General features: G+C 46.9%; 27 protein-coding genes and 1 tRNA gene. 10 read left to right on the top strand and 18 right to left on the bottom strand.

The genetic code is table 11. From position 1 onward, the window contains the following. Nucleotides 1-31 precede the first annotated feature (31 nt). The 10 genes from EYO21_04345 to smpB form a co-directional block, all read right to left on the bottom strand. The gene (locus tag EYO21_04345; GenBank protein ID HIB03040.1) at nucleotides 32-1,324 is read right to left on the bottom strand and encodes a GWxTD domain-containing protein; all 1,293 of its coding nucleotides are present in this window, start codon (nucleotides 1,322-1,324) and stop codon (nucleotides 32-34) included. Continuing rightward, nucleotides 1,303-2,979 carry a hypothetical protein gene (locus tag EYO21_04340; protein HIB03039.1) on the bottom strand — a complete coding sequence of 559 codons (1,677 nt, stop codon included), beginning with the start codon at nucleotides 2,977-2,979 and terminating at the stop codon, nucleotides 1,303-1,305. The genes EYO21_04345 and EYO21_04340 overlap by 22 nt, the downstream gene beginning before the upstream one ends. Nucleotides 2,980-2,989: 10 nt before the next feature. Beyond that, on the bottom strand, nucleotides 2,990-3,973 hold the full coding sequence (rfaE1, locus tag EYO21_04335; protein HIB03038.1) for a D-glycero-beta-D-manno-heptose-7-phosphate kinase: 984 nt from the start codon (nucleotides 3,971-3,973) through the stop codon (nucleotides 2,990-2,992). Then, nucleotides 3,970-5,508: a 2,3-bisphosphoglycerate-independent phosphoglycerate mutase gene (locus tag EYO21_04330; protein HIB03037.1), complete on the bottom strand. Its 1,539-nt coding sequence runs from the start codon at nucleotides 5,506-5,508 to the stop codon at nucleotides 3,970-3,972. Before EYO21_04330 ends, rfaE1 begins: the two co-directional genes overlap by 4 nt. Beyond that, entirely contained in the window at nucleotides 5,501-6,457 is a 957-nt protein-coding gene (locus EYO21_04325; GenBank protein HIB03036.1) for a histone deacetylase, read from the bottom strand. The genes EYO21_04330 and EYO21_04325 overlap by 8 nt, the downstream gene beginning before the upstream one ends. Beyond that, the gene (locus tag EYO21_04320; GenBank protein HIB03035.1) at nucleotides 6,454-7,146 is read right to left on the bottom strand and encodes an ATP-binding cassette domain-containing protein; all 693 of its coding nucleotides are present in this window, start codon (nucleotides 7,144-7,146) and stop codon (nucleotides 6,454-6,456) included. Before EYO21_04320 ends, EYO21_04325 begins: the two co-directional genes overlap by 4 nt. A gap of 73 nt (nucleotides 7,147-7,219) precedes the next feature. After that, nucleotides 7,220-8,146 carry a thioredoxin-disulfide reductase gene (gene trxB / locus EYO21_04315; GenBank protein ID HIB03034.1) on the bottom strand — a complete coding sequence of 309 codons (927 nt, stop codon included), beginning with the start codon at nucleotides 8,144-8,146 and terminating at the stop codon, nucleotides 7,220-7,222. Continuing rightward, nucleotides 8,146-8,478 (bottom strand): thioredoxin, encoded by a 333-nt coding sequence (gene trxA / locus EYO21_04310; protein HIB03033.1) that lies wholly within the window; start codon nucleotides 8,476-8,478, stop codon nucleotides 8,146-8,148. The genes trxB and trxA overlap by 1 nt, the downstream gene beginning before the upstream one ends. A 118-nt stretch (nucleotides 8,479-8,596) precedes the next feature. Beyond that, nucleotides 8,597-9,811, bottom strand: a complete 1,215-nt coding sequence (locus EYO21_04305) for a tyrosine--tRNA ligase (protein HIB03032.1) — start codon at nucleotides 9,809-9,811, stop codon at nucleotides 8,597-8,599. Then, nucleotides 9,811-10,275 carry an SsrA-binding protein SmpB gene (smpB, locus tag EYO21_04300; protein ID HIB03031.1) on the bottom strand — a complete coding sequence of 155 codons (465 nt, stop codon included), beginning with the start codon at nucleotides 10,273-10,275 and terminating at the stop codon, nucleotides 9,811-9,813. The genes EYO21_04305 and smpB overlap by 1 nt, the downstream gene beginning before the upstream one ends. 99 nt (nucleotides 10,276-10,374) lie before the next feature. Between smpB and EYO21_04295 the strand changes: the two genes are divergently transcribed. Continuing rightward, nucleotides 10,375-10,461, top strand: a tRNA-Leu gene (locus EYO21_04295). A 31-nt stretch (nucleotides 10,462-10,492) separates the two neighbouring features. Here the strand turns inward: EYO21_04295 and EYO21_04290 are convergent. Continuing rightward, on the bottom strand, nucleotides 10,493-12,133 hold the full coding sequence (locus EYO21_04290; protein ID HIB03030.1) for an alkaline phosphatase family protein: 1,641 nt from the start codon (nucleotides 12,131-12,133) through the stop codon (nucleotides 10,493-10,495). Nucleotides 12,134-12,260: 127 nt separating this feature from the next. On the opposite strand from EYO21_04290, the gene EYO21_04285 reads away from it, so the two are divergent. From EYO21_04285 to EYO21_04245, 9 genes are read left to right on the top strand one after another with little or no spacing between them, the layout of a single operon-like run. Further along, nucleotides 12,261-13,364, top strand: a complete 1,104-nt coding sequence (locus tag EYO21_04285; GenBank protein HIB03029.1) for a tryptophan 2,3-dioxygenase — start codon at nucleotides 12,261-12,263, stop codon at nucleotides 13,362-13,364. A 12-nt stretch (nucleotides 13,365-13,376) separates the two neighbouring features. After that, nucleotides 13,377-14,156, top strand: a complete 780-nt coding sequence (locus tag EYO21_04280; protein ID HIB03028.1) for an SDR family oxidoreductase — start codon at nucleotides 13,377-13,379, stop codon at nucleotides 14,154-14,156. Nucleotides 14,157-14,197: 41 nt separating this feature from the next. After that, nucleotides 14,198-15,040, top strand: coding sequence for a carboxylating nicotinate-nucleotide diphosphorylase (nadC, locus tag EYO21_04275; protein HIB03027.1), 843 nt, complete (start codon nucleotides 14,198-14,200; stop codon nucleotides 15,038-15,040). An 8-nt stretch (nucleotides 15,041-15,048) separates the two neighbouring features. Further along, nucleotides 15,049-16,491, top strand: coding sequence for an aldehyde dehydrogenase (locus EYO21_04270; protein HIB03026.1), 1,443 nt, complete (start codon nucleotides 15,049-15,051; stop codon nucleotides 16,489-16,491). Then, nucleotides 16,488-16,910 carry a RidA family protein gene (locus EYO21_04265; protein HIB03025.1) on the top strand — a complete coding sequence of 141 codons (423 nt, stop codon included), beginning with the start codon at nucleotides 16,488-16,490 and terminating at the stop codon, nucleotides 16,908-16,910. The genes EYO21_04270 and EYO21_04265 overlap by 4 nt, the downstream gene beginning before the upstream one ends. Before the next feature lie 16 nt (nucleotides 16,911-16,926). After that, nucleotides 16,927-17,445 (top strand): 3-hydroxyanthranilate 3,4-dioxygenase, encoded by a 519-nt coding sequence (locus EYO21_04260; protein HIB03024.1) that lies wholly within the window; start codon nucleotides 16,927-16,929, stop codon nucleotides 17,443-17,445. An 11-nt stretch (nucleotides 17,446-17,456) separates the two neighbouring features. After that, nucleotides 17,457-18,473: an amidohydrolase gene (locus tag EYO21_04255; GenBank protein ID HIB03023.1), complete on the top strand. Its 1,017-nt coding sequence runs from the start codon at nucleotides 17,457-17,459 to the stop codon at nucleotides 18,471-18,473. A 15-nt stretch (nucleotides 18,474-18,488) separates the two neighbouring features. Continuing rightward, on the top strand, nucleotides 18,489-19,754 hold the full coding sequence (gene kynU, locus EYO21_04250; protein HIB03022.1) for a kynureninase: 1,266 nt from the start codon (nucleotides 18,489-18,491) through the stop codon (nucleotides 19,752-19,754). A gap of 30 nt (nucleotides 19,755-19,784) precedes the next feature. Beyond that, nucleotides 19,785-21,131, top strand: a complete 1,347-nt coding sequence (locus EYO21_04245) for an FAD-dependent monooxygenase (protein ID HIB03021.1) — start codon at nucleotides 19,785-19,787, stop codon at nucleotides 21,129-21,131. Between the two features lie 4 nt (nucleotides 21,132-21,135). On the opposite strand, the gene EYO21_04240 is transcribed toward EYO21_04245, so the two are convergent. The 7 genes from EYO21_04240 to groL form a co-directional block, all read right to left on the bottom strand. Continuing rightward, nucleotides 21,136-21,489: a (2Fe-2S) ferredoxin domain-containing protein gene (locus EYO21_04240; protein ID HIB03020.1), complete on the bottom strand. Its 354-nt coding sequence runs from the start codon at nucleotides 21,487-21,489 to the stop codon at nucleotides 21,136-21,138. A 29-nt stretch (nucleotides 21,490-21,518) separates the two neighbouring features. Beyond that, on the bottom strand, nucleotides 21,519-22,544 hold the full coding sequence (locus EYO21_04235; protein HIB03019.1) for an alcohol dehydrogenase: 1,026 nt from the start codon (nucleotides 22,542-22,544) through the stop codon (nucleotides 21,519-21,521). Next, nucleotides 22,541-22,966 carry a DoxX family protein gene (locus EYO21_04230; protein HIB03018.1) on the bottom strand — a complete coding sequence of 142 codons (426 nt, stop codon included), beginning with the start codon at nucleotides 22,964-22,966 and terminating at the stop codon, nucleotides 22,541-22,543. The genes EYO21_04235 and EYO21_04230 overlap by 4 nt, the downstream gene beginning before the upstream one ends. Nucleotides 22,967-23,153: 187 nt before the next feature. After that, nucleotides 23,154-23,840 (bottom strand): deoxynucleoside kinase, encoded by a 687-nt coding sequence (locus EYO21_04225; GenBank protein HIB03017.1) that lies wholly within the window; start codon nucleotides 23,838-23,840, stop codon nucleotides 23,154-23,156. Then, a complete protein-coding gene (gene folK / locus EYO21_04220; GenBank protein ID HIB03016.1) occupies nucleotides 23,792-24,295 on the bottom strand; it encodes a 2-amino-4-hydroxy-6-hydroxymethyldihydropteridine diphosphokinase in 504 nt (167 codons plus the stop codon). Before folK ends, EYO21_04225 begins: the two co-directional genes overlap by 49 nt. Further along, nucleotides 24,296-24,652, bottom strand: coding sequence for a dihydroneopterin aldolase (folB, locus tag EYO21_04215; GenBank protein HIB03015.1), 357 nt, complete (start codon nucleotides 24,650-24,652; stop codon nucleotides 24,296-24,298). A 145-nt stretch (nucleotides 24,653-24,797) separates the two neighbouring features. Further along, entirely contained in the window at nucleotides 24,798-26,432 is a 1,635-nt protein-coding gene (gene groL / locus EYO21_04210; protein ID HIB03014.1) for a chaperonin GroEL, read from the bottom strand. Nucleotide 26,433 lies beyond the last annotated feature (1 nt).

Genomic DNA, 26,433 nt, shown 5'->3' with positions numbered 1-26,433 from the left:
TTTGGGACGGAGGTAATTACTGTCGAAACGTTTACCGCCAACGGGTGCCGTACGGTGAGACGTATGGGTCCATAAGTTCGTATTCGCCAAAACCGTTATAGTCTACAAAAGTAAACGAGCGACTGATCTTAAAATAGGTCCACCTTTGGTAATGGCGGCCGTCGCGGCCATACATATTCACTTCAATGTCATCAGGCGGTCCAAATAGAATGAAAATCATGCCCATAGCTGTTTTCCACCCTTCCTGCCACGTACCGAATTTTTCGTTGGAGTACTGAATGCGGCGGTAGAATTCATCCATCAGTTCATTTTTTGGTGTATCTGGCGTGGGGTCACGCTTTACCCAAAAAGCTCTGAAGTTCTCTTCCTTCTTATCCTCTTTGCTATTATTCAATTTTTTCATCTCATCTGAGTAGGCTATAAACCTCAACTGCTCGATAGCATTATCAAGATTGTTGACAAAAGCTGTCATGCCGAGCCAGAGATTCTGAATAACAATTTCAGACATCACTTCATCATCCTTGCCTGTCTCTTTATCTAAGCTCAACTCCAGTTTGAAACGGGAAGCAACGGTAGCCTCAAATTCTTGTTCAAGGATATCTTTTATGAACAAGCCTTTGTCAGTTACATCAATTGTATCTTCCTCTAAAACCTCATCTTCAACAGAAAGTAAACTGACAAAAAGTGATTCTGTCCCTTTTGGCAAACGCGCCTCGTAATAAACATGGACTATTGAATCGCTCTCAAATGTTCTTGGCGGAATCACAGGCAGTCCCATCGGATGATCTTCCGCTTTGTTGTTTGGATCAAGCTGAAGCAAATCACTGATGGCACTTTCTTCTCCCATCCTGGTGACATCGACCTTCACTTTCCTTCGGCCCGTCTTGTGTGTGTCTTTGTCTGTTACTTCCACAACGCAAGTATATTTAGCCGGAGCAATCTTAAATGACTGAGCACTCAGGTCACCTTCCCGGGGAGATACAGTTGCGCTGAAATCAGACGTTGTTGATACAAACTCTTTGATTTGCCTCTCTATCTGATCATCGTCTTTGTCCAGTAAAGTAACGGTGATTTCGTATTTTGCTTCGAATAAATCCCCTTTCTTGACGAACTGAATGGCATCGTAAGGTACACGGACATAGACGTCCAAACGGGCGGAATCGACAGTCTCAGTGGGGTAACCCGGGGCACTTACAGAAAAATAAGGGGCTCCTAGCTCTTTGAGACCCTTCCCCCGGCCTCGCTGCGCGGAGAGGTTAGTGACGATGAAAAATATCAAGATAGTAAAAAAGAAGAAGCGTTTCATTGCAGATACCTTAACCATTTGAACCGACACAACCCCTCAGCGGTTCCCAACCAAACTTGATCTCCCTCCACTCGAACAGCGGTAATCTGCTGAGACGGAAGGCCGTCTCTTAGGCCGAATTGACGCACGAAGCCAGTCCTGAAATTCACCATGACAGCCCCGTTAGTTGTTGCGAGCCAAGCCACCGTGGTGCTATCGTCAACGTTAGCCACATCCATGTCCAGTGTGCGGTATCCCACCAGTTTTGATTCAGCGGTGTATCGATCCCATTTTCCTTCAGTCTTGTTATATATCAATAGACCAAACTCGTCAGCAAAATAAACCATACTGTCAGAAGATACAACAGCCGTTACCGGTGACATGAGTGTGGCTTCGCCTGGCTGGATTCCCGTTAATTCTTCACCAAAACTGCCGTACTGGTAAAAGAAATCAGCGTCAGCAAACCATCTCCAAAGATGCCGCCGGGAACTGACCCACAAATTGGACCCATCCCATTCAAGGGCATCCGACGGCCATCGCCCTATATCGTGAGTGACGGGCCAAGGATCAAGAATGCCTTTTTCAACCGAAACTCTTACCACGCCCATCCGAGTTCCAACATAAATATATTCACCGTCCGTCTTAAGGTGACTAATCGTTTCATCGATGAGAGTTTTCACCTTTGAAAAGACGGTCCAAGTATCTTTTTGAGGATCATAGATCTGAATACCATCAGGCGTCCCGAACCACCACTGTTTTCCAACTTTTTCAATGGCCGTCACGGCATCAAGGCCGAAGCTGATTTCTACACCGCGGCGAAAAAGTTCACTGGTGCTCCGGTCAGTATCCAAGAGTGTGATGCCGCTTGGGACGTCCGGTGCACTGACACCAGCTACCCAAAGACTGGTTCCCCAAAACTCCAAAACCGTGGCATTTGTCTGTGCCAGTCCCACAGGCTTTGGCTCCAGTATCATCAACTGTTGGTCACCTCGAAAGACAGGTCCGCCACGAGTCCCTACCCACATATCCCCAAATCTGTCAGTGTGAACGGTGGTGATGGGCGCTTTTTCATTGAGAGACGGACCGTTGAGCCAGCCGAGCTCGAGATTCCATCCTCCCATTGCGGTGAAACCGTCAACTATATCTCTGACAGCTGCCGTACCAATCATCAATGAACTTCCCCATGTGATCTGATCTTTTGGAGGTGGCTCCGAATAGGACATAATGAGAAATCCTGAAAGGTGGTCAGCTTTTAGAATTTGAGACGGCGTGACACAGAATAGTTCCTCAGCCGTTGAGCCGATCCTGATAATCACTTCCCGATCTCTCAAACCGAGCTCATCTCTTGAAACCTTACTCCACCTCCCGCCGCCGTCCATGGAGTAGTCCAGACCTTGCGGTGTAGATGCCCACAGCATATGTGTGTGAAAATCGTAGTAGATAGCCGTGACGGTGAAGTCAGATAGACCCTGAGAAGTTGTGATGGGAAAGTCCCAGTACCTGCCGAAAGTTTGGTACCTTAAGATTCCTCCGGGAGATGCGAAGTAAACATGCTCCGGTCCGTCGGAAATTGAAGCTATGTCCTGGCTAAAACGGTAGGTGACCCAGTCCCAGGGGTCATAAATGATATCTGCCTGGGCCTGAAGAAAAGAAAAAAAGAGAGGCCACAGCCCTAAAAAACAGAAACCTTTCATGGACCTGTTGTCAGGCCTTGTGGCTGGCGATAATTTCGTGCAGCTTCTCCAGAGAGATGGGTACAACACCAACCTCCTCGCAAACTCTACCTGCTGCAAAGTTGGCAATTTCTGCCGCTTCTTTTGGTGTGGTGCCGCTGAGGTGAGCCAGTGTAAATGTGGAGATTACGGTATCACCGGCGCCCGAAACGTCGTGGACTGCACGAGCCCTTGTCGGGATGAGGTGGTGCCCTCCATCATCAAATAGAGACATCCCTTCCGCTCCTAGCGTAATTAAGAGCATCTCGCACGCCAGCCGATCGCGGAGAGTTACACCAACCTCACTCACATTGTCAGCATTCAGTTCGATACCGGCAGCGTGAGCTACTTCTGATGCGTTCGGTTTCATGAGCTTAACGCCTTCAAAACCAAAGAAATTTCTCGCTTTGGGATCCACGTAAACCGGCACCTCCGATTCCTTACACAGTTGCATAATATCAATAATGATCTGCCCGTCCACGAGCCCCTTGTCATAATCCTCAAGAATAACCCCATCAAAAGAAGAAACTTCCCGTTCAATACTGTCCCGGAGTTTGCCACGCAATTCATTTGTGATAGCAGTATCGTCCTCCCAATCTGTGCGGACCACCTGCTGATTGTGAGCAATGATGCGCGTCTTTACCGTGGTGGGCCGGGACGGATCGGTAAAGATCATGGAGATATCAGCGCCTGACTCTCTCAGAAGTGATTTGAGCTGTGTCCCTTCCTTGTCGTCACCGACCACAGCTAGAAGAGCAGCTGAGGCGCCCAGCGCACGAAGGTTGGCCACGACGTTTCCAGCACCGCCAGGAGTGGAGCTGGAAGATCTGACGTTTACTACCGGCACAGGGGCTTCAGGTGATATGCGCTCAGCTTCGCCCCAGATATAGTTATCCAGCATCACATCGCCAATGACGAGAATGTTGAGTTCATTAAAGCGGCTTTCCAGTTCTTTGAATTTCACGGCTGAGATCACGATTCCAGTAGGCTACTCCCAGTCATTTCATTCGGTATCGGCAAACGAACCGCATCGAGAATTGTGGGGGCCACATCTGATAGACTGCCTTTTGTACGAAGGTGCATATCACTTGCTCCATTTACAAGAACAAACGGAACTGGGTTCAGTGTATGGGCGGTGTGTTCCCGCTCTGTTTCTTCATCCACCATTACCTCGCAATTTCCGTGATCGGCTGTAACAAAAGCTACCATTCTCTTTCGAGTCACCATTTCCAACACATTTCCCAAAACCTCATCCGCCACCTCAGCGGCACGGATGGTGGCATTGAGATCACCGGTGTGCCCTACCATATCTGTATTGGCAAGATTCATGACTATGGCATCACAGCTCTCATCATCTATGGCCTTCACCACAGCTTGCCGAATACCGTAGGCACTCATCTCCGGCTGGAGGTCGTAAGTAGCTACTTGTGGTGATGGGATGAGCACTCTCTCTTCCGCATCGTAAGGGTTTTCATCTCCACCATTGAGGAAGTAAGTGACGTGGGCATACTTCTCAGTCTCTGCCACTCTCAACTGTCTGAAATCTGCCTGCGCCAAAACTTCACCAAATTTCATCTCAATGCTTTGCGACCCAAAAACCACGGGGAAGTCGAAATTATCTTTGTAAACAGTCATGGACGTGAGTCGGATAGGGCTTTGAAGTGTGGAGAATTGTGAAAAATCACCACTTCCGAGAGCGGGGCATATCTGCCGCATCCTATCGGCCCGGAAGTTAAAACAGAGGACTGCGTCATCCGGTGCAATGTTATGAAACTCACCGTCATCATCTGAAACCGCGATGGGCTCAATGAACTCATCGGTCACACCGGCTGAGTACGATTTTTCAATGGCCTCGACCGCTGAGTCGGCCTTCTCCTCCTCACCTGACACAAACATGCGGTATGCCCGCTCGGTCCGATCCCAACGGCGGTCCCTGTCCATGGCGTAATACCTTCCAACCACAGTAGCAATTTGTCCAATGCCTATTTCAGACAGAGCCAACTCAGTTTGCCTGACATAATCGACGCCACCGTAGGGCGATGTATCTCTGCCGTCGGTAATGGCATGAAGAAAAACTTTTTCCACCCCGGCAGCCTTTGCACATTTCACCAGCGGCGGAATGTGACTGAAATGACTGTGAACTCCCCCATCAGAAACAAGGCCAAGCAAATGAAGTGCCGATCCCTTATCTTTCACATAGGTAAGAATATTCTTGATCTCACCCTTATCCTTGAACGTACCATCAGCGATGGAGTCATTGATCCTCACCAGATCGTTTTTCAGGATGCGTCCAGCACCAATGGTCATATGCCCCACTTCCGAGTTGCCAATGACTCCGGCGGGCAATCCCACTGCTTCCTGCGAAGCGTCTAGCGTTGACCAAGGACTCTCCTTGAACAACCGGTTAAATGTAGGAGTACGGGCCAGTCGGAAGGCGTTGTTCTCTCTGGTGTCCCGGAGTCCCAACCCGTCCAAAATGATGAGAATAAACCTGTCCGGACGGTCAGGCACGAGGTACGGCCTCCGTCAATTTTTCCAGGTGAGCCTCCACAGAGTCAGCAAGTCCTTTCAAATCATAGCCCCCTTCGAGGAGTGAGAGCAGTCTATCATCGCACAGTTCAGAGGCAAGTGCGGACATCACCCCTGTCATCTCTGTAAAGCATTCTGTGGAAACATTCATATTGGCAAGTGGATCTCGGATGTGCGCATCAAATCCTGCAGATAATATTATGAAGTCGGGTTTGAACGCCACAACAATATCAGGTAAAACGTTGTTAAATATATCCCGATAGACCTCATCCCCGCTGCCAGCGCTGAGCGGGAAATTTGTGGTGGTACCAAGCCCATCACCTTTTCCCGTCTCATCACTTGTTCCGGTCCCCGGATAGAAAGGATGCTGATGGAGGCTGATATAATGGACTGTTGGGTCAGATTCAAAAATGTGTTGCGTGCCGTTGCCGTGGTGGACATCCCAGTCAAGGATCAAGACACGCTCGGCACCCTGGGTTTTCTGTATCATTTTCGCGGCCACAGCAGCATTGTTGAATAGGCAAAACCCCATAGCGGTGTCCACTTCTGCATGGTGTCCAGGAGGACGTATAGAACAGAAAGCATTTGAGATTTCTCCACTGAATATCATCTCCACAGCACGGACCACTCCACCAGCAGCCTGAAGAGCCACTGAATAAGACGAGTGAGAGACGACAGTATCTCCACCATCAAGGACTGTTACATTATTCTCGCATTTTGACTTTATGCTGTCAATATAGCCTCTGGAATGGACAAGTTCCAGTTCCTCTCGATGGGCCTGTCTTGGTTCGATGAATATTAGATGTTCCGTAATTTTAGATTTCTCTAAACGTGCTGTAATAGACTTCAATCTTTCAGGTGACTCTGGATGCAACGAGCCAGTTTCGTGATCCAGGAAAACCGGACTAGTGATAAAGCCGGTAGGTGTCAACGTCTTGAGGAACGCTGTCCCGGCTTTTTGAAAGACCTTACCTTTGCAAGGTGCCCATTATCAAGTGATAGCAACACGCTCACCGCATCACTGATATCCTTCGCGCGACTGTTGGAAAGGATCACTGTTACGCCTCTGGCACGTGCTGTATGATTGAGCTTTTTATTGAACTCTCTCAACGTGCTGTAATCAAAGTTGACACCGTAGTCATCGATGATCAGCACTTTTGGATCAGATTCAATGGCAGTCACCAAGTGTAGCCTTTGCAATTGTCCCCCCGAAAGTGAAGAAATAGACGTCTCCCATTCGTTGGCGCTATTGTTGCTGGAGTAATACTGTTTCTTCACCTGCTTGGAGCGATCCTGAAAGCGAGAGGTGAGAAACTGATTCACGGTGCCCGCCGAATAAACATCAGTGACATCGACAAATAAAATTTCTTCAGGTACTTTGATTTTCCTACGCCAGTTTTTTTTGTAAGGTTGGCTCTCGTAAAGCAGTTCACCATCAGCAGGATCGAGCCTTCCTCCGAGCATATTGAGAAAGATCGATTTACCTGATCCCATCGGTCCTGTTATTCCGTAAACTGTACCGCGGTGAAACTTGAAGTTCCCAATTTTCAAAGCAGTTTTGTCACCATAACTAATACTGATATTTTTTAGTTCGAAAATCGGTATCTGAATTCTATTCATGTCACGCTCCTTTCATTAAAACACGCGATTACTTTCACGCTCGGAAAAAAGATAATCTGTTCCCAGTAGGAGGTTAATGCTGAGATTCGAGGAATCTCTCGGCATCGATGGCGGCCATGCATCCGGTACCTGCGGCGGTCACCGCTTGACGATAAACATGATCCTGAACATCGCCCGCTGCAAAAACACCATCGGTGGAGGTATGTGAAGAACCGTTCTTGGTTACTAAATAACCATTATCATCGGTCTGCAACTGATCTGAAAAAAGAGAAGTGTTAGGAGTGTGACCGATGGCAAGGAAAACGCCTTCACAGGAAAAATTTCTCGCCTCCCCGGTTACGGTGTCTTTCAATGTTACACCGCTTACTCCGTCATCTTCACTCCCGTGAATCTCTTCAAGAACGGTATTCCAAACAAATTCGATCTTCGGATTTTCCGTGGCACGGTCCCGCATAATCTTGGATGCTCTCAACTCATCACGTCTGTGGACAACGGACACTTTGCTGGCAAATTTTGTGAGGAAAAGTGCCTCTTCCATGGCGGAGTCACCGCCACCCACAACAACAACATGTTTTTCCTGAAAGAAAAAACCATCACAAGTTGCACAAGCTGATACGCCGTGCCCCATGAGCTTCGATTCAGAATCGATGCCAAGGAGCCGGGCGGATGCACCGGTAGAAATTATAACCGATTCACTTTCAAAAAGATCATCTCCTACCCATACTTTAAACGGCGTGCCGGATAAATCGACTTTTTTCACTTCCTTGAAATAGCAAGAAGCGCCGAATCGACAGGCCTGGTTTCGGAACATATCCATCAGTTCCGGCCCCATCACACCATCGGGAAAACCGGGATAGTTTTCCACATCTGTTGTAATCGTCAACTGTCCGCCGGGCTGACTACCTTCAAAAACGATCGGTTTCAGATTTGCCCGAGCACAGTAAATGGCAGCCGTCAAACCAGCTGGACCAGAACCAATGATGATAACCTTATGAGTCACTAATTCGCCAGAACTTTATCCAGCACTTCAGTGATATTTTTCTTAGGCACAGCACCTACAATTTGATCTGACACTGCGCCATCCTTGAAAATCAGAAGGCTGGGAATACTCCTTATGCCGAACTGAGGCGGAACAACCGGATTGAGATCAACATTCATCTTGCCAACCTTTATACGGCCAGCGTATTCATTAGCGATTTCTTCAACAATAGGCCCGATCATTCTGCAAGGTCCGCACCATTCGGCCCAAAAATCAACCAGTACAGGAGTATCCGATGCCAGCACATCAGAATCAAACCCATCATCAGTAAACTCAACAACATTTAGAGCCATTATGCCCTCCAATAACTAAGTTAATCAGATTTTCAATAGTCAAATTTACCTTTGACCTCTTAATCGGCAAAACGAGGATGTGGGATTTTTCAGTTAAAAGATAGAAAAAAACGAAACTTCAGGCCGTAACGCGGATAAACCTGCGCTTTCCCACCTTGAGTACTACAGACGAAGAAACGTTAACATTCGTGGTAATATCTGAAACTTTTTCCCCGTCAATTGTCACAGCGCCCTGTTCAATAAGGCGCCGTGCTTCCCGTTTGGAAGAGACCAACCCGGAGTCACACATCATTGACAAGATCAAAACCTCCACGGCTCCAGCGGTCCATTCATCCATTTCATCCGGCACGTCCGATTCAATAAAAATCCTATCAAACTCCGCCTCAGCTTCCAACGCCGATTCTTCACCGTGGTAAAGTGAAACAATTTCACGTGAAAGCTGCCGCTTGAGATCACGGGGATTCGTCTTTCCGTCAGACAGCTTATTCTGAACATCTTTGAGCATTACTGAATCGACATCTGTGGCAAACTCAAAGTAACGGAGAATCAGATCGTCTGAGATGGACATTGTTCGGCCGTATATCTCCGATGGAGAATCTGTTATACCGATGTAATTATCATAAGACTTTGACATTTTCTGGATACCGTCAGTCCCTTCAAGAAGTGGTGTTGTTATAACGACTTGCGGCACTTGACCGTGATCTTTCTGCAAATCACGTCCCACCAGAAGATTGAATTTCTGATCCGTACCTCCCAGCTCAACATCGGCCTTTAGTTCCACGGAATCCATAGCTTGCGCCAAAGGATAAAGAAACTCATGGATGAAGATAGGTGTCTCGCTCTGGTATCTCTTTTCAAAATCGTCCCGCTCCAGCATCCGTGCCACTGTATAATGACTGGCCAAATTAATGACATTGTGGAAGTTCATGATACCAAGCCAGTCGCCGTTGCGAACAATTTTTAGTGTCTTTAAATCGAGGATAAGCTCAGCCTGTTGGACGTAAGTTTCCGAAAATTCATTCACCTGTTCAATCGTCAACTGTGGACGCGTTTTGTTCTGCTCGGAAGGGTCGCCGATGAGAGCTGTGAAATCGCCAACAACCAATACGGACTGGTGCCCAAGATCCTGAAAATGGCGAAGCTTACGCAATACCACCGCATGCCCGATATGAAGGTCCGGACGACTAGGATCACACCCCAACTTGATGACAAGAGGTTCACTGGATTTCTCCGCAATCTCAAGTTTTTTCACCAATTCATCTTCAGAAATGATCTCTTCTACTCCCCGGCGGATGAGATCCATTTGTTCGTTGACTGGCGGAAATTTTGACATCAGCTTCTCTTTCTATCTTTCAGTTCACGATCTAGATCTCTGGCACGGTCGCGTTCGGCGATGACTCTTTTCTTTTGATAAGTCTTTTTGCTTTTAGCAAGCCCAATCTCAGCTTTAGCCCATCCATTCTTAAAATATATCCTCAGCGGAATGATTGTCATACCTTTTACGTTTACCTTCCGAATCAGCTTCCTGATCTCCTGCTTATGCAAGAGTAGACGCCGGTCCCTGTATGGCTCATGACCTAAATAACCAGTGTGAGAGTATTGACCGATATGCATCCCCACAAGAAAAACTTCGTTATCTCGAATGAGGGCATAAGTGTCTCGCAGGTTAATCTTACCTTCTCTGAGACTTTTGACCTCTGAACCCAAAAGCTCCATTCCGGCTTCAAACTTCTCAAAGATTTCGTAGTCATGAAAAGCCTTTCTGTTTTTGGTGACGGCTGTGAATTCATCTGGCATACTGTGTGGCAAACTAATTTAGATTTCTTGCCCAGCAGAGTACAAGGTTTATCCTTGAACGGTGAGGAGCAACAACCTAATTTCGTGGCGCTTTTTGAAGCCCGGATGGCGGAACTGGTAGACGCGCATGGTTCAGGACCATGTTCTCGCAAGGGAGTGCAGGTTCAATTCCTGTTCCGGGCACTATTTCCCCCAGAAAAATCAATAATAACATAATTTAATCCCTTACGAGGTTTAGTGGTTTACCGTCCACGTCTCCTGGAATTTCCAGATTCAGTAATCTGCCAATGGTTGGAGCAAAATCAACAGTTCTGACTTTTTCTTCTACCAGGGCTGGTTTCAGATTGCAACCTGCAAATACCATAGGGACATGTCTATCCCACTCGTAGGGGGAGCCATGGCTAGCGCCAGAGGAAGTTTTCGAGATCCAGTGAGGTTTTGGTATTACATGAAGGTCCCCACTCTTATCCGGATGAAAACTATTTTTATAGAGCCGCTCCAAATCAGTCAAATTATCTCCCGATTCCAGCTTTGAACGAATAATAACACCGTCCACCATATCCAGTTTCTCTATATAGGGAATGACAACGGAATCAATATCCTTGCGTGACAACCCTTTCGCTCTCATTAGATGATGACTATAGAAGATGGCTCCAGCTGAAAAAGCTTCTATGTAACTACCCTCTCCAAACTCCCGGGATAATTCATGATTCAACTCTAGTAATTCTTTTTTCCAGTTATTTCCATAGCGCCCTCCTCCAAGACCAAGTTCCTTTGCGTATTCAGGAAGATACCCTGAACCGTGATCTGAAGTAAGGGCCACGAGAACATGTTCCATTCCAATATTTCTATCTAAAAAATTAAAAAACTCCTCCAGGTAGGCGTCCAACATCATAAACATTTCCATGACCTCCTGACTATGAGGACCAAAGCTATGCCCTACGGCATCACTCATGGAGAGACCTATGTTCAGCAAATCTGTTGAACTATCTTCACCTAAGGATTCTTTATCAATAATAACTTTTGCTAAATCAAGTAATACTTCGTCTAAAAATGGGAAATTCCATAAATCTTCGTAAATGGGCTCTCTTCCTTTATCAGGCTTCTGTAAAGTGTGTGGAAAAGTTCTTCCATTAAATTTCTTTGACATTTCCTCTCCAGGGTAATTGTCTTTACGGCAACGCATGTCATACTGTGACAAGTCGTTAATTGAACGTTTCCATTCAGTACCAAAATATTTGTCAAGAGGCTTGGACCGGTTGAATTTTTTCAACCATCTGGGATAGCGCTTCATGTAGTAATCGGTAGTTATGTATTGCCCCGTTCTATTATCCAACCAGAAAACACCGGTTGGCTTTTTACCTCCCATAAAAACAGCGGACCTGTCTTTAGAAGAAATTGAATAAACTTTTGAGTTGGGAGTTTTATGTTTGATCCAGTCGCCCAGAGCGGTAGCATTAATATTCCTATAACTAATATTCTGATAATCCGTACCCAAACCCGTGGCTTCATTGTCTTGAACACAATAATTATAGGATCCAGTTTGCCGATCATACCAATCATTGGATAAAATACCAACAGGGCCAGGGTACCGGCCAGATCCTATTGAAAAATGACCAGGTCCTGTGACAGAGACAGCATGATCGTGGAAAGCTTCAGAGAAATAAACCCCTTCCTCCAACAAGTATTTTAAACCCCCAGTAAATAAATCACCAAAACGATCAAAAAAATCCTCTCTCATTTGATCAACCGAAATAACAACAACGAGCTTCGGTTGGGTGTTGGGTGCGGTATTCAGAAACGTGCCAAAGAAAAAAAATGACAGTCCCTTTACTATTATCTGTGACTTGTTTACCATTTAAAGAGTTGAATCTATAGCTTACTACCCTCAACTGCGAATGAGAAAAGAGTGAGCAAGACTCTTTCCTCTTTCCGTCTTGAAACGGTGACTGTATATTTATATTCTCAGGGTTACTTCTATACTTATGACAGACCACGCTAACGAACTTTCTTACGCCTCGTACTTGGAACTGGGCCGGCTTCTTACCAGTCAAAACCCAGTCACCGCCGATTCTGAATCGCCGGCGCACGATGAAATGCTCTTCATTATTGTCCATCAGGTTTATGAACTTTGGTTTAAAGAGATCATCAATGAACTTGACTCCGTCCGCTCCCTTTTTATGGAAGACTACATTGATGAGTCTCATATAGGAAAAGCCACTGCCAGGCTGGAGCGTATTACAAAAATTCAGAGCATACTCATTGAACAGGTGGGCGTCCTCGAAACAATGACACCTCTCGACTTCCTTGATTTTAGGGATAAGCTTCACCCTTCCTCCGGGTTCCAGAGTGTGCAGTTCAGACTCATTGAAAATAAGTTGGGACTGGAACAGAGTCAGCGACTCGCTTTCACCAAAGATGGTTACTACAGTGGGGCCTCTGAGAAAGACAGTGGCGCCATCAGGGAATCTGAAGAGGAAGATTCACTCTTCCAGCTTTTGGATCAGTGGTTGGCCCGGACACCCTTCCTCAAGTTCGAAGGGTTTGATTTTTGGAAAGAGTATCGATTAGCAGTAAAAAAGATGCTGGGTAACGAACTTGAAAAGATAAAGAATAATACTACACTCACGGATGAGATGCAAAATGAAGAGATCGTGAATCTCAAAACAACGAACAAACACTTTGAGGCAATTTTCAGTAAAGAAAAACACACAGAGTTGATGGAAGCAGGCCAGTTGAGACTGTCACACAAAGCACTTCATGGTAGCCTTATGATCTTTTTGCACCGAGATGAGCCCATCTTTCACCTTCCTTTTAGGCTGCTGACCGCTCTCATCGATATAGATGAACTGCTCACTTCATGGCGTTACCGCCATATACTTATGGTACAGCGGATGATTGGCCGAAAGATTGGTACCGGAGGCTCTTCGGGGTACCGCTATCTTAGAGAAGCAGCTGAAAAATACAAGGTCTTCGGCGACTTGGCAAACCTCTCATCCTTTCTCATTCCAAGATCCGAGCTGCCTGAGCTTCCGGAAGAATTCAAGCGTCATCTAGGATTTTTCTATACGGCCGAATCAAAAAAATAAACGGGGCTACTTATGAACACTGATCTGTCAGAACGGAAAGCAATTGTATGCGGAAGTACTCAGGGAATGGGCCGTGCTGCAGCTGAGGAATTGGCCATTCTCGGTGCCACTGTAACCCTTGTGGCTCGAAACGAAGATTCTCTGAAAACAGTACGTGATGCATTAAGAGGCGGTGATCATCAGGCTGTCTGTGTAGATTTTGGTGAAACGGATATTTTGGAGAAGCGAGTCAACTCCCATGTTGAACGAGACGGACCGTTTCACATTTTAGTGAACAATACAGGTGGTCCCCCACCGGGCGAGATCGCCGACGCCGAAAGCGAAGAATTTCTGGATGCTTTTTCTAAGCATCTGCTTTGTAACCAAATAATGACCAAGGCAGTGCTTCCTGGTATGAAGGCTGAAGGATACGGCAGGATCATAAATATCATTTCCACTTCTGTAAAACAGCCTATAGTAAATCTGGGCGTTTCCAACACCACTCGTGGCGCCGTGGCCAGCTGGGCAAAAACACTCTCAAGAGAGGTGGCGTCATTTGGGATTACCGTAAATAATATTCTCCCCGGCACAACAAATACGGCGAGGCTACACTCACTCTTCGCCGAGTTGGCATCGAAACGGGGTGTGAAATCAAAAGATATCGAAGAAGAGTGGCTGAGCGAAATTCCCGCAGGTCGGATTGCTGAACCGAAAGAAATTGCCTTTGTCATCGCATTCCTCGCTTCACCGGCTGCATCATACATCAACGGAATCAACCTTCCTGTTGATGGAGGGCGGTTAATGTGCCTTTAGAGACCAAACTGTTGCCGCCTAAGCGAATTCAATTTGAACGTATGCTCACTCTTGATGGCGAGTGGATCCGTTCGCAGGTTCTACGTTTTTTCAGTGAAGACGCCCCCCATGGCGACCTCACCACCGAATCTTTCGTCCCGCCGGAAGATGTTGCCTCCGCTGACATTATAGCTGGAGAAACATCCGTTTTTGCCGGCACTGAAGTGTTGAGGCACTGTTTCTTTGATCTGAAGGAAGTTAATCTTTTGGTAGAGGATGGAGATTCCGTTGAGGTGGGAACGATTCTTGCTACCCTCCACGGTTCGGCCCGGGATATTTTAACCCGGGAGCGGGTGGTTCTTAACCTCCTTCAGCGATTGTGTGGGATTGCTACCAATGTGAAACGGTATATTGACATCCCGGTGCCCGAGGGATTTATAATTCTTGATACACGGAAAACGACACCTGGACTGAGAAAGCTGGAAAAATATGCCGTGGCCGTAGGTGGAGCCTACAACCACCGTATGGACCTCTCTTCCGCAATCCTTATCAAAGACAATCACATTGTCGCTGCTGGAGGGCTGAAAAATGCCGAGGCATTTGCCCGAAGCACCCATCCCGATGTACCAGTAGAACTGGAAATCGATTCTATAGATCAGATAAAGGACGCGCAGGAGATTGAACTTGATGGGTTTCTCCTTGATAACATGAATCCAAAAGAAGTTGAATCATGTGTCAATCTCATTAGATCTTTACCCAGCGGAGAATCCATTTTTATTGAAGCATCCGGCGGAATTAATCTCGAAACTTTTCCGGAATTTGTCTGGACAGGAATCGATGCTGTATCTATAGGTGCTCTCACCACCTCTGCACGGAATATAGACCTGAGACTAGACTTAAAGTGATCTCTTAGATGAACAAAATAAAGAATTATATTAACGGTAAATTAACTGAACCAGCTTCCAAGGAATATTTCGACTCTTTCGAGCCTGGAACAGGGAAAGCTTACGCTGAGGTTCCCGATTCTGAAAATGAGGATCTTGAAGCGGCCATAGAAGCAGCACAGGGCGCTTTCAAGGAATGGGCTAGAACACCAGCTTCTGAAAGAGCTAGACTTCTCAATGCTATTGCAGATGAGATTGACAACCAAATAGAAACAATGGCCAAAGCTGAATCTGTGGATAATGGAAAGCCTATCTCACTGGCCAGAGCCGTTGATATTCCGAGAGCTTCTTTCAATTTCCGTTTTTTCGCTTCTGCCATTACCAGCTTTTCCAGCGAATCCCACGCTATGGAGGATTCGGCCATCAACTACACACTCTGTCAACCTATCGGGATCGTAGGCTGTATCTCACCATGGAATCTCCCCCTCTACCTTTTCACATGGAAGATTGCTCCTGCCCTGGCTGTGGGCAATTGTGTCATCGGCAAACCATCAGAGATCACACCTATGTCGGCTTACCTTTTGTCTGAGATTTGTATGGATGTGGGACTCCCAGCAGGTGTCCTGAATATCGTTCATGGTTACGGGAATAAAGTCGGTGCGGCCATGTCTGTTCACCCCGAAATTCCCGTTATCTCTTTCACGGGTGGTACATCCACCGGCAGACGTATCGCTGAGGCGGCGGCGCCTCATTTCAAGAAACTTTCGCTCGAAATGGGCGGAAAAAATCCAAATATCATCTTCGCTGATTGTGATTATGAAACGTCTTTGTCAACTGCTGTTCAGTCATCATTCGCCAATCAGGGACAGATATGCCTTTGTGGATCACGAATCATCATAGAAAGTTCAATCTATGACCGATTCTGTGATGATCTTGTTGACAAAACCAAATCACTTGTACAGGGCGATCCCCTTGAGGAATCCACTCAGCAAGGCGCTGTGGTATCTGAAGAACATATGGCAAAGATCATGAAGCATATTGAAATGGCTAAGGATGACGGAGGTACAGTACTCACAGGCGGCGAAAGAAATATTGTGAACGGCCGCTGCAAGGAAGGCTGGTTCATCAAACCCACTGTTATAGAGGGGCTCGGAACTAATTGTAAGATAAATCAAGAAGAGGTGTTCGGGCCTGTGGTGACACTCCTGCCGTTCGATTCCGAGGAGGAGGCGCTTGAAATTGCCAACAGCACAGATTACGGACTTACAGCTTCAATTTGGACATCCGATCTGAGTCGGGCACATCGCCTAGCGGGACAAATCGAGGCAGGTATTGTCTGGATCAACTGCTGGATGCTGCGCGATCTCAGAACACCTTTTGGTGGTGTGAAGAATTCCGGCCTCGGCCGTGAAGGAGGCTGGGAAGCGCTGAGATTTTTCACTGAGCTGAAAAATGTTTGTGTAAAGATATGAGTCCGGGCAAATCATTTAATTCTTCCAGAGCGCCTGAGCCAGTTGGTCCCTATCCTCACGCAAAGCGTATCGAGAATCTGCTCTTTCTTTCCGGTGTGGGTCCTCGGAAAAAAGGTGATAAAAATATCCCGGGTGTGACCTTGTCTGAAACCGGAGAAATGCTGGACTACGACATTGAAGTCCAGTGCAAAGCTGTATTCGACAATGTGAGATTCATTTTGGAAGATGCGGGTTCATCTTGGAGTAATCTGATGGATGTCACAGTTTTTCTCACCAATATGAATGAAGATTTCGCTACATTCAACCGAATCTACAGAGATTATTTTTCAGATGTACAGCCTTGCCGGACAACTGTTGAGGTGACAGCATTGCCGACGCCCATCGCAATTGAACTGAAGTGCATAGCAACCATCGGATAAAGAAGGAGGACTAACCATGGCCCCAATGATCCAACCCATCAATTTTAAACAGTGGATTGAGGACAATCGCAAATTGCTTAAACCGCCCGTTGGTAACAAGTGCATTTATGAAGACGCCGAATTCATCATAATGGTCGTAGGGGGACCTAACGCTAGAAAAGACTATCATTTTGAGGAAGGTGAGGAATTCTTCTATCAGATTGAAGGCGATATCACACTTAAAGTGATCGACAACGGTGAACCAAAGGATATTCCGATCCGGGAAGGTGAAATCTTTCTACTGCCTCCAAGAACGCCCCACTCCCCGCAGCGACCAGCCAATACAGTTGGTCTTGTGGTAGAACGCAAAAGACTGGAAGAAGAGATGGATGCTTTCATGTGGTTTTGTGAATCTTGCGATACGAAACTGTATGAAGAGTTTTTTCCACTTACAAACATTGTGGACGACCTGCCGCCTATTCTCAACCGTTATTGGGAGAATGAAGAACATCGCACATGCGATGCGTGCGGTGCAGTGATGGAGAGACCTAACTAAAGGTTTCTCCATTGCTCAAAGTCGATATTCATACTCACATACTCCCTAAGAATATCCCCGACTTGGCGGAGCGCTACGGTTATGGCCAATTCATTCACCTTGAGCACCATAAACCGGGTTGTGCCCGGATGATGAAAGGTGACACTTTCTTCCGGGAAGTAGAATCCAATCTGTGGGACGCTCATGTCCGCAAAAAAGAATGTGATTCTCTCTCCATTGATGTTCAAGTACTGTCAACTGTCCCCGTCATGTTCAGCTACTGGGCTGAACCAAATGATGCCCTTGACCTTTCCAAACTTTTGAATGATCATATCGGAGGCGTTGTGAGTGCCGCTCCTCGGCGATTCACCGGTTTGGGCACCGTTCCAATGCAGTCCACTGACCTGGCCATAGGCGAACTAGAACGGTGTGTAAAGGAAATAGGCCTCGCTGGCGCCCAGATCGGATCGCATGTGAACGGCAAGAATCTGGATGATGATTCCATCTTTCCTTTTTTCGAGGCAGCACAGGATCTGGATGCATCAATTTTCGTCCACCCCTGGGATATGCTATCGCCGGAACGAATGGACAAATACTGGCTCCAATGGTTAGTAGGTATGCCGACAGAGACCGCTATAGCCATCAGCTCCATGGTTCTAGGCGGTCTGTTTGAAAAGTTGCCTAACCTGAAGGTCGCCTTTGCTCACGGTGGAGGCGCTTTCTCCGGCGGTATTGGCCGTATCGAGGCCGGTTTCCATGCGCGCCCGGACCTTGTCGCGGTGGAAACTGATATCAATCCAAGAAATTTCGTTAAAAAATTTTACGTCGATTCTCTCGTGCATGACAAAGAAATGCTCCACTACTTAATCCGGCTTATGGGAGCTAGCCGGATTGCACTGGGTAGCGACTATCCATTCCCTCTGGGAGAGTCAAAACCGGGAGGGCTTATTGAATCCATTCCTGAACTTTCTGATGAAGATAAAAAGTGGATGCTCGGAAAATCAGCACTGGAATGGCTCGGGATGACTGAAACACAGTTTCTTTCTTGATAGTAATACATAGAGATGACTGATTTTCGGTTAGGAGAAGCCTTTGCTTTGGAAATGGATGCCAGAGATCCTCTGATGGTCTACCGGGAGAAATTTCACCTTCCGAAATCTTCCACTGGTAAAGAGATTATTTATTTTGTAGGGAATTCACTAGGCCTGCAACCCATTGGCGCCATGGATTACATCCAGGAAGAGATGGAAGAGTGGAAGACAGCGGGTGCCGGTGGCCATCACGGCGGTAAACGGCCGTGGGGTCTTTACGAAACAACCTTAACCAAAAAAACGGCACAACTGGTCGGTTCAAAGCCGTCAGAAGTGGTGGTAATGAACTCTCTTACCGTCAACCTTCATCTTCTCATGGTCTCATTCTATCGTCCCACTAAAGAACGATATAAAATCATGGTAGAAGCAAAAGCTTTTCCGTCAGACCAATACGCCGTCGCCTCTCAGCTCAGTTTCCACGGTTATGATCCAGTGGACGGAATTGTTCAACTCGAACCAAGAAACGGTGAAGCTGCTATCCGCTCTGAGGACATTATGCAAACAATTGAAAAAGAAGGCAAATCCGTTGACCTCATTCTTATAGGTGGCGTCAACTATTACTCGGGACAATTCTTCGACATAAAGGAAATCACCCGCGCTGGCCACGATCAAGGCTGTATGGTGGGGTTTGATTTGGCTCATGCGGCCGGCAACGTTCCTCTGGAACTCCACAATTGGGATGTTGACTTTGCAGCGTGGTGTAACTACAAGTACATCAATGCCGGCCCTGGCAGCGTGGCGTCTGTGTTTGTCAATGAAAAACATGCAAATCGTGAAGACCTTCCCCGGTTTGCTGGCTGGTGGGGTCATACCAGGGAAACACGCTTCGATATGCCTTCAAAGTTTGTACCAATTCCAGGTGCCGAGGGATGGCAGATCAGTAACACCAACGTTTTCTCCGCCACACCGCTTCTCCCATCGCTGGAACTTTTCGATGAAGTGGGCATGACAGCTTTGAGGGAGAAAAGCTTGAAATTGACCGGCTATCTGGAATACCTCCTGAACCAGATCAATTCAGAAGCATTCACTGTTATAACACCGAGAGAACCCGAACAGAGAGGCTGTCAGCTTTCCCTCAGATTTGGGTCAGGCGGCGACAAAATTCATAAGTATTTAACGGAAAAAAATGTGATGTGTGATTATCGAGAGCCGGGTGTAATACGCCTTGCACCAGCTCCATTCTACAACTCTTTCAGTGAAGTTTACAGATTTGTTGAAATCCTAAAAGAGCTTCTTTAATTCATCGGAGATTTGTCAGAGAAGAACGACATCCTACTCATCGGAGCTGGTCTGGCGGGGCCGCTCCTTGCCAGATTCCTTGCCCTGAGAGATTATAGAGTAAAGATCCTGGAGCGCCGACCCGACATTCGGAAAACTAAGATGAGTGCGGGAAGATCCATTAATCTTGCACTCTCAAAAAGAGGTCTCCACGCTCTTGAACAGGTCAATGCTCATAAACAGGTAATGGCCGAAGCTATCCCCATGAAAGGGCGTTTGATGCATGCCGTGGATGGTACAACCAGTTTTCATCGGTACGGTCAGGATGACAGCGAAGTAATCTGCTCCGTCTCTCGAAGGGGGTTAAATAAACTTCTTATGAATTCTGCGGAAGAGACAGGCAAGGTAGAGATCTTATTCAACGAAAAGTGCATCGATGCCGATCTTGATGAAGGTAGTGTGGATCATGAAAATCAAGATACCGGTAAGACGACTGAAACTTATGCGAATCAAATTATTGCTACTGATGGCTCAGCTTCAGTAATTCGAAAAAAAATGGGAAAGCTTGAGGGGTATAAAGAAAAGATGGAACCGCTCTCACATGGTTACAAGGAGCTAACTATCCCGGCTAATGAGGACGGTAGTTTCAAGCTTGAGCCTAATGTGCTTCATATCTGGCCTCGAGGCAACTATATGCTTATCGCCCTTCCCAACAGCGATGGAACGTTCACCTGCACCCTCTTCTTCCCTATGGAAGGCAACCCCAGTTTTGCATCTCTTGATATAACGGATAAAGTCATCCATTTTTTTAGAGAAGTGTTCCCGGACGCAATTTCCTATCTGAAGAATCTGGAAGAAGAATTTTTTCTTAACGAAGCGGGAAATCTCGGGACGGTGAAAAGTTGGCCATGGAATGTGGAAGATCGATTTCTATTAATGGGAGATGCCGCTCACGCCATTGTTCCATTTTTTGGCCAGGGTATCAATGCCGGCTTTGAGGATTGTACGGTCCTCAACGAATATTTTGATGAGCATGGTGACAACTGGGGAAAAATCTTTGAATCATTCGGTAAACAGCGAAAACCGGATACGGACGCCATTGCACAGATGGCACTGGAGAATTATATCGAAATGCGAAGTGACACAGCTGACCCAAGGTTCCTCATGAAAAAAGAGATTGAATTTGCTCTGGAGCGGCGATTCCCAAACCGCTTCATCCCCCGCTATTCCATGGTGGCGTTCCACCGTATTCCCTATAGTGAATGTTTAAGGCGAGGACGTATTCAGGCGTCGATTTTGGATATATTGTGTTCGGAGATCAAATCCGTAGATGACATGGACTGGGAGCGGGCTGAAAAAATGATCCGGGAGGCACTGGAAAAAATCGGCGTTAGTTAAAGGTTTACCCTTCAGCAGACCGCAATTTGGCGAGATCATCCCAAGTTTTTTCACTAGCTAGGAGTCGGTCAACCGGCTCATCGTTCAGTACTGATTTTTCGAATATTTCAGGAACATCCTTCACAGTAACACCCGTATACCACAGTCCATCGGGATAGATCACCACCGCTGGGCCCACCTCACAGGCATCAAGGCAACCGGACTTGTTCGAGCGAACTTTCCCTTTTAGCCCGTGCTCATTGATCAGCTTGACAAATTCGTAACGAATATCACTCCCTCCTCCTGAGGCACAGCACCCTTTGGGACTGTCCGGTGGCCGCTCGTTGATACAGACGAAGATGTGTTTCTTATATTTCACGGGAGTGTTTTATGTTAAAGATATAACGCTTAATACGGCATAAGCACCACTTTCCCGAACTGTTTCCCCTCCTCGATGTAGCGGTGAGCTTCAGCAGCATCTGACATGGGGAAAGTTCGATCGAGAATGGGTTTCAGAGCTCCCTTCTCAAGAAGATCCAGCAGTTCAGTAAACGCCGCCGCATCGCCCATAGTGGAACCCATGATGGTCTGTTGTTTGTGAAACAGGTGCCTGATCTCAATCCTTGCTTTGGGCCCGGTGGTGGCTCCGCATGTCACAAGCCGGCCGCCGTGTGCCAGTGACCGCATACTCGATGGCCACGTCGCTTCACCCACGTGTTCGAAAACAATATCGGCACCCCACCCTTCCGTAAATTCGCGAACACGCTCATGAATCTTTTCGTTGTAGTGATCTACGGTCAAATCTGCGCCAAGATCTCTGGCGTACTGAAGTTTATCTTCGTTCCCCGCTGTGGCCATTACGGTGCATCCAAAATGCTTCGCGATCTGAATGGCAGCGCTGCCCACACCTGAACCTGCACCGAGGACGAGAACATTCTCCCCTTCCTCAATTTTCGCCCTTCGAACCAACATGGTATAGGCAGTAAGAAAAACCAGAGGAAAAGAGGCTGCTTCTTCAAATGAAACGGCGGTAGGCTTTCGTCCGAGATTCTCGGGCTTGACAGCAGAAAAGTGGCACTGGGTACCGTCTCCCGTTTCACCAATGATTCCAAATTTGACACAAAAGTTTTCTTTCCCCAGTTTGCAGAATTTGCATTCGCCACAATAGATACCGGGTTGGACCATTACCTCATCACCGGAATTCCAGCCGGTGACTTCAGAACCGACTTCGGCGATGACGCCTGAAGCGTCACTACCCATAATGAGGGGCAGCTCAATACCGGGAAAACCCTTTCGGACCCAGAGGTCAAGGTGATTGATGGAAGCAGCCTTCACTTCCAGCAATACTTTGTCTGAGGGACAAGACGGTGTCTCCATCTCATCCCATGTCAGCACTTCTGGACCGCCGTGTTGGTGAATTCGAACCGCTTTCATGAAAGGTGAGGAAAGAATTTCCGGTCCAGGCTGTATTTTCCCGGACCCATGATCATGAGCGCAAGGAAAATAGCACCGTAGACGAAAGCCAGTTCAGGACTCCCTTTCCCCGTTACTACATGGCCGTATGCCGCCATAAACATGGTGACCGATAATAAAAATGAAGCAGGAATGGTGAAAATACCAAGCACCAAAAACAGACCACAGAACGACTCTGAGAATGAGGCCATAAATCCCCAGAAAGTGGGAAAGAAGTCGATACCCAACCGTTCCATAGCGCCACCAAGTTTTTCCCATCGGCTAGGGCCCGCTGTAATTTTTCCAAAACCGTGATTCACAAGGATGAGATAACCGGAAAAAACCCTAAGCAATAGCAGTCCCACATTGATTCTGTCTTTCACAATCCCTTGAAAAATATCCATCATAATTAACGTTCCTCCTTAATATCTTTGAATTCAGCCTCTCGGATATCCTCATCACGAATTCCTAGAATTAACTTTTCTTCCTCCTCTTTTGTTTGACGAGGTCTCTTGCCAAAGAAGAGTTGATAAAACCTGAAAAGTTTGAATAAAAAGTAGCCTATGGCAAAAAGTAAAAGGGTCTTGAGCATCAGAGATTAGATGCCGGGTTAAAGAACTTTGTTCCACTAACTGGCTGGCGAATGTAACGTATGACTTCTTCCAAATCCTCCTCGTTATGGACAAAATCGATATCGTTCGTATTTATGATCAGCAGTGGGCTCTCCTGGAACCTGAAAAAATATTCGTTGTAAACCTGATTCAAAGCATCAATGTAATCCTGGGACATGTTTTTTTCAAAGTCCCTTCCCCTTAGAGTAATGCGCTCCATAAGCTTAGGTGTTTCCGCCTGTAAGTAAATTACTAGGTCAGGATTAAGAATATTTTTTTCAAGAATCTTGGCCACAGAATCATAGAGTGACATCTCCTTGTCATCCAGATTGAGTGAGGCAAAGAGACGATCTTTCACAAACATGTAATCGGAAATAACCAGTTTATGGAAGACGTCTGTCTGACGGAGTTCTTGTTGTTGGCGATAGCGACTCAGCAAGAAAAAGAGCTGTGTCTGAAAAGCATATCGCTCAGGATCAAGATAAAAATCTGCCAAAAATGGATTCTCATCGAATTTTTCCATAACGAGTTTAGCATTCAACCGCTCCTCTAAAAGGTGGGCCAGGCTGGTCTTGCCAACACCAATTACCCCTTCGATGGATACATAGTAGAGGTTCTTCACACAGTCTCCAGAGAAAATAGCTGGACACGGGAACGATCGGTACATTGATCAAGAGTGTGTGCTACTGAGGTTCCTGTATCAGGACAGATATAATTAGGCGCAATCTCCGCAAGCGGCTCCAAGACAAACCGCCTGTCTGCATATCTAGGATGAGGAACAATGAGTTTGCCGGAGTTGATTATTCGGTCGCCGTAGAAGATGATATCAATATCCAGCGTGCGGGGTGCACTCTTATCCCGGCTTACTGGCCGGCCGTTGGAAAATTCAATCTCCTGGCAACTTGTTATCAATGCCTCAGGTGTCAGCTCCGTTTTAATATGGATTGCACAGTTGAGATAATCAGCCTGAGAATAAGACGCTACTGCTTCAGTCTCATAAATCGTCGAGACCGATTCAACATCTGAGCCGGGAAGTGAGCAAAGCGAACTGATAGCGGTTTGAAGGGTTTCAAATCTTGGTGCAATATTGGAGCCGAGACTGAGATAAGCGTCGATGGTCAATTACCTCTCCTTTTCAATCTCAACCTCAACAGAGCCGAGAACACCTTTCACGGGTGCGTGGGGCTTACGAACAGTGACCTTTACAGAATTAAGGGGATAGCTGGAAAGAATGGAATCAGCAATGTGAGACGCCAGTGCTTCCAGAAGAAAATACCTCGTCCCGGTAAGGCAGTCGTGAACGGTCTGGTAAATTTCAGCATAATCAACGGTATCCTCCAAGTGGTCAGACTCCATGGATATTGATAGATTCCCCTTCAATTCGAGATCCACTTCGAAGGTGCCTCCGCGTTTTTGCTCCGATTCGTCTACACCATGGTAGCCGTAAAAAAGCATCTTTGTCAATCGGATGACTAGCATAAAAAAAGTGTGGTGAATTTAGTCGTCTCCTTATGGTGAGACAAGATGAAGAAATGAAATACTTGCAACGAAATGCTTATACTGGGATAAAAAAAGCCCCGATACTAGGAACGGGGCTTTCAGTTAGGATTGTTGTTTGGTTGGATTACATCATTCCGCCCATACCACCCATGTCTCCACCCGGAGGCATCGGCATTGGGGGTTCCTTTTCAGGAATCTCCGCAACCAGCGCCTCAGTGGTCAACATTAGACCAGCAATAGATGCTGCGTTCTGAATGGCGATTCTTGTCACTTTAGTGGGATCGATAATACCAGCTTCGAACATTTTCACATACTTTTCACTGTTTGCATCAAACCCTGTATCACCTTTGCTTTCCTTCACCTTTTGCACAACAATGGAGGCCTCATGGCCAGCATTGTTTGCAATCTGCCGCAGTGGTTCTTCCAGCGCACGAAGGATAATGTTAGCGCCCACCATTTGCTCATCGGAGAGCTTCATCTTTGCAACCTTGTCGAGGGTCCGGATGAGTGCTACACCGCCACCGGGGACAATCCCCTCTTCCACTGCTGCACGAGTGGCGTGGAGGGCATCCTCAACGCGGGCCTTCTTCTCTTTCATCTCCACTTCTGTAGAAGCACCAACATTCAAAACAGCCACACCACCGGATAATTTCGCGAGACGCTCTTGGAGCTTCTCTTTGTCGTAATCCGAAGTAGACTTATCAATGTGAACCTTGATCTCATTGATACGGGCCTTGATCATGTCGGTTTTACCTCCACCCGAAACGATGGTTGTATTATCTTTATCCATCACTATTCGTTTTGCCTTCCCAAGATAGGAAAGTGTAGCGTTTTCCAGTTTGTAGCCTTGCTCTTCAGAAATTACTGTTCCACCTGTAAGGACAGCGATATCCTCAAGCATAGCCTTCCGGCGGTCACCGAAACCAGGTGCCTTAATGGCAGCTACTTTGAGGGTACCGCGGAGCTTGTTCACCACGAGCGTGGCAATGGCTTCACCATCCACATCCTCGGCGATGATAAGCAAGCTCTTGCCGGACTGAGACGTTTTCTCCAAAATCGGGAGAAGATCCTTCATGGTGCTGATTTTCTTATCGTGGATCAGAATGGCCGAATCATCCAACTCCGCTTCCATGTTATCTGGATTGGTAATGAAATACGGCGACAGGTATCCACGGTCGAACTGCATACCTTCCACCACCTCAAGAGAGGTCTCAGTGGATTTCGCTTCTTCAACCGTGATAACACCATCTTTACCAACCTTTTCCATAGCATCGGCAATAAGGTCACCGATTTCAGGATCATTATTGGCGGAGATTTTAGCTACCTGAGCGATCTCAGTCTTTCCGGGAAGATCCTTGCTTTGGCTCGCAAGGCCTTCAACAACCACTCCAACGGCGGCGTCAATACCGCGCTTGATCTCCATTGGATTTGCGCCGGCAGTAACATTCTTCATCCCTTCGCGGATGATCGCCTGTGCAAAAATAGTAGCGGTTGTGGTACCGTCACCGGCCACATCAGACGTCTTAGATGCCACTTCCCGCAACATCTGTGCACCCATGTTCTCAAGATTATTTTCAAGTTCGATTTCCTTTGCCACAGTCACACCGTCTTTGGTGGATGTAGGGGCACCAAACTTCTTTTCGATAACGACATTCCTACCCCTAGGTCCCAACGTCACCCTTACAGCATTAGCGAGTTTGTCTACACCGGCTTTCAAGGCGTTACGGGCATCGGCGTCGTATTCAATCTGTTTCGCCATT

Source organism: Candidatus Neomarinimicrobiota bacterium, from assembly GCA_012964825.1.
In the GTDB taxonomy this organism is placed as follows: Bacteria; Fidelibacterota; Marinisomatia; order Marinisomatales; family S15-B10; genus UBA2125.
Note: the sequence above shows the minus strand (reverse complement) of the source record. Positions and strands in the feature narration are given on the sequence as shown.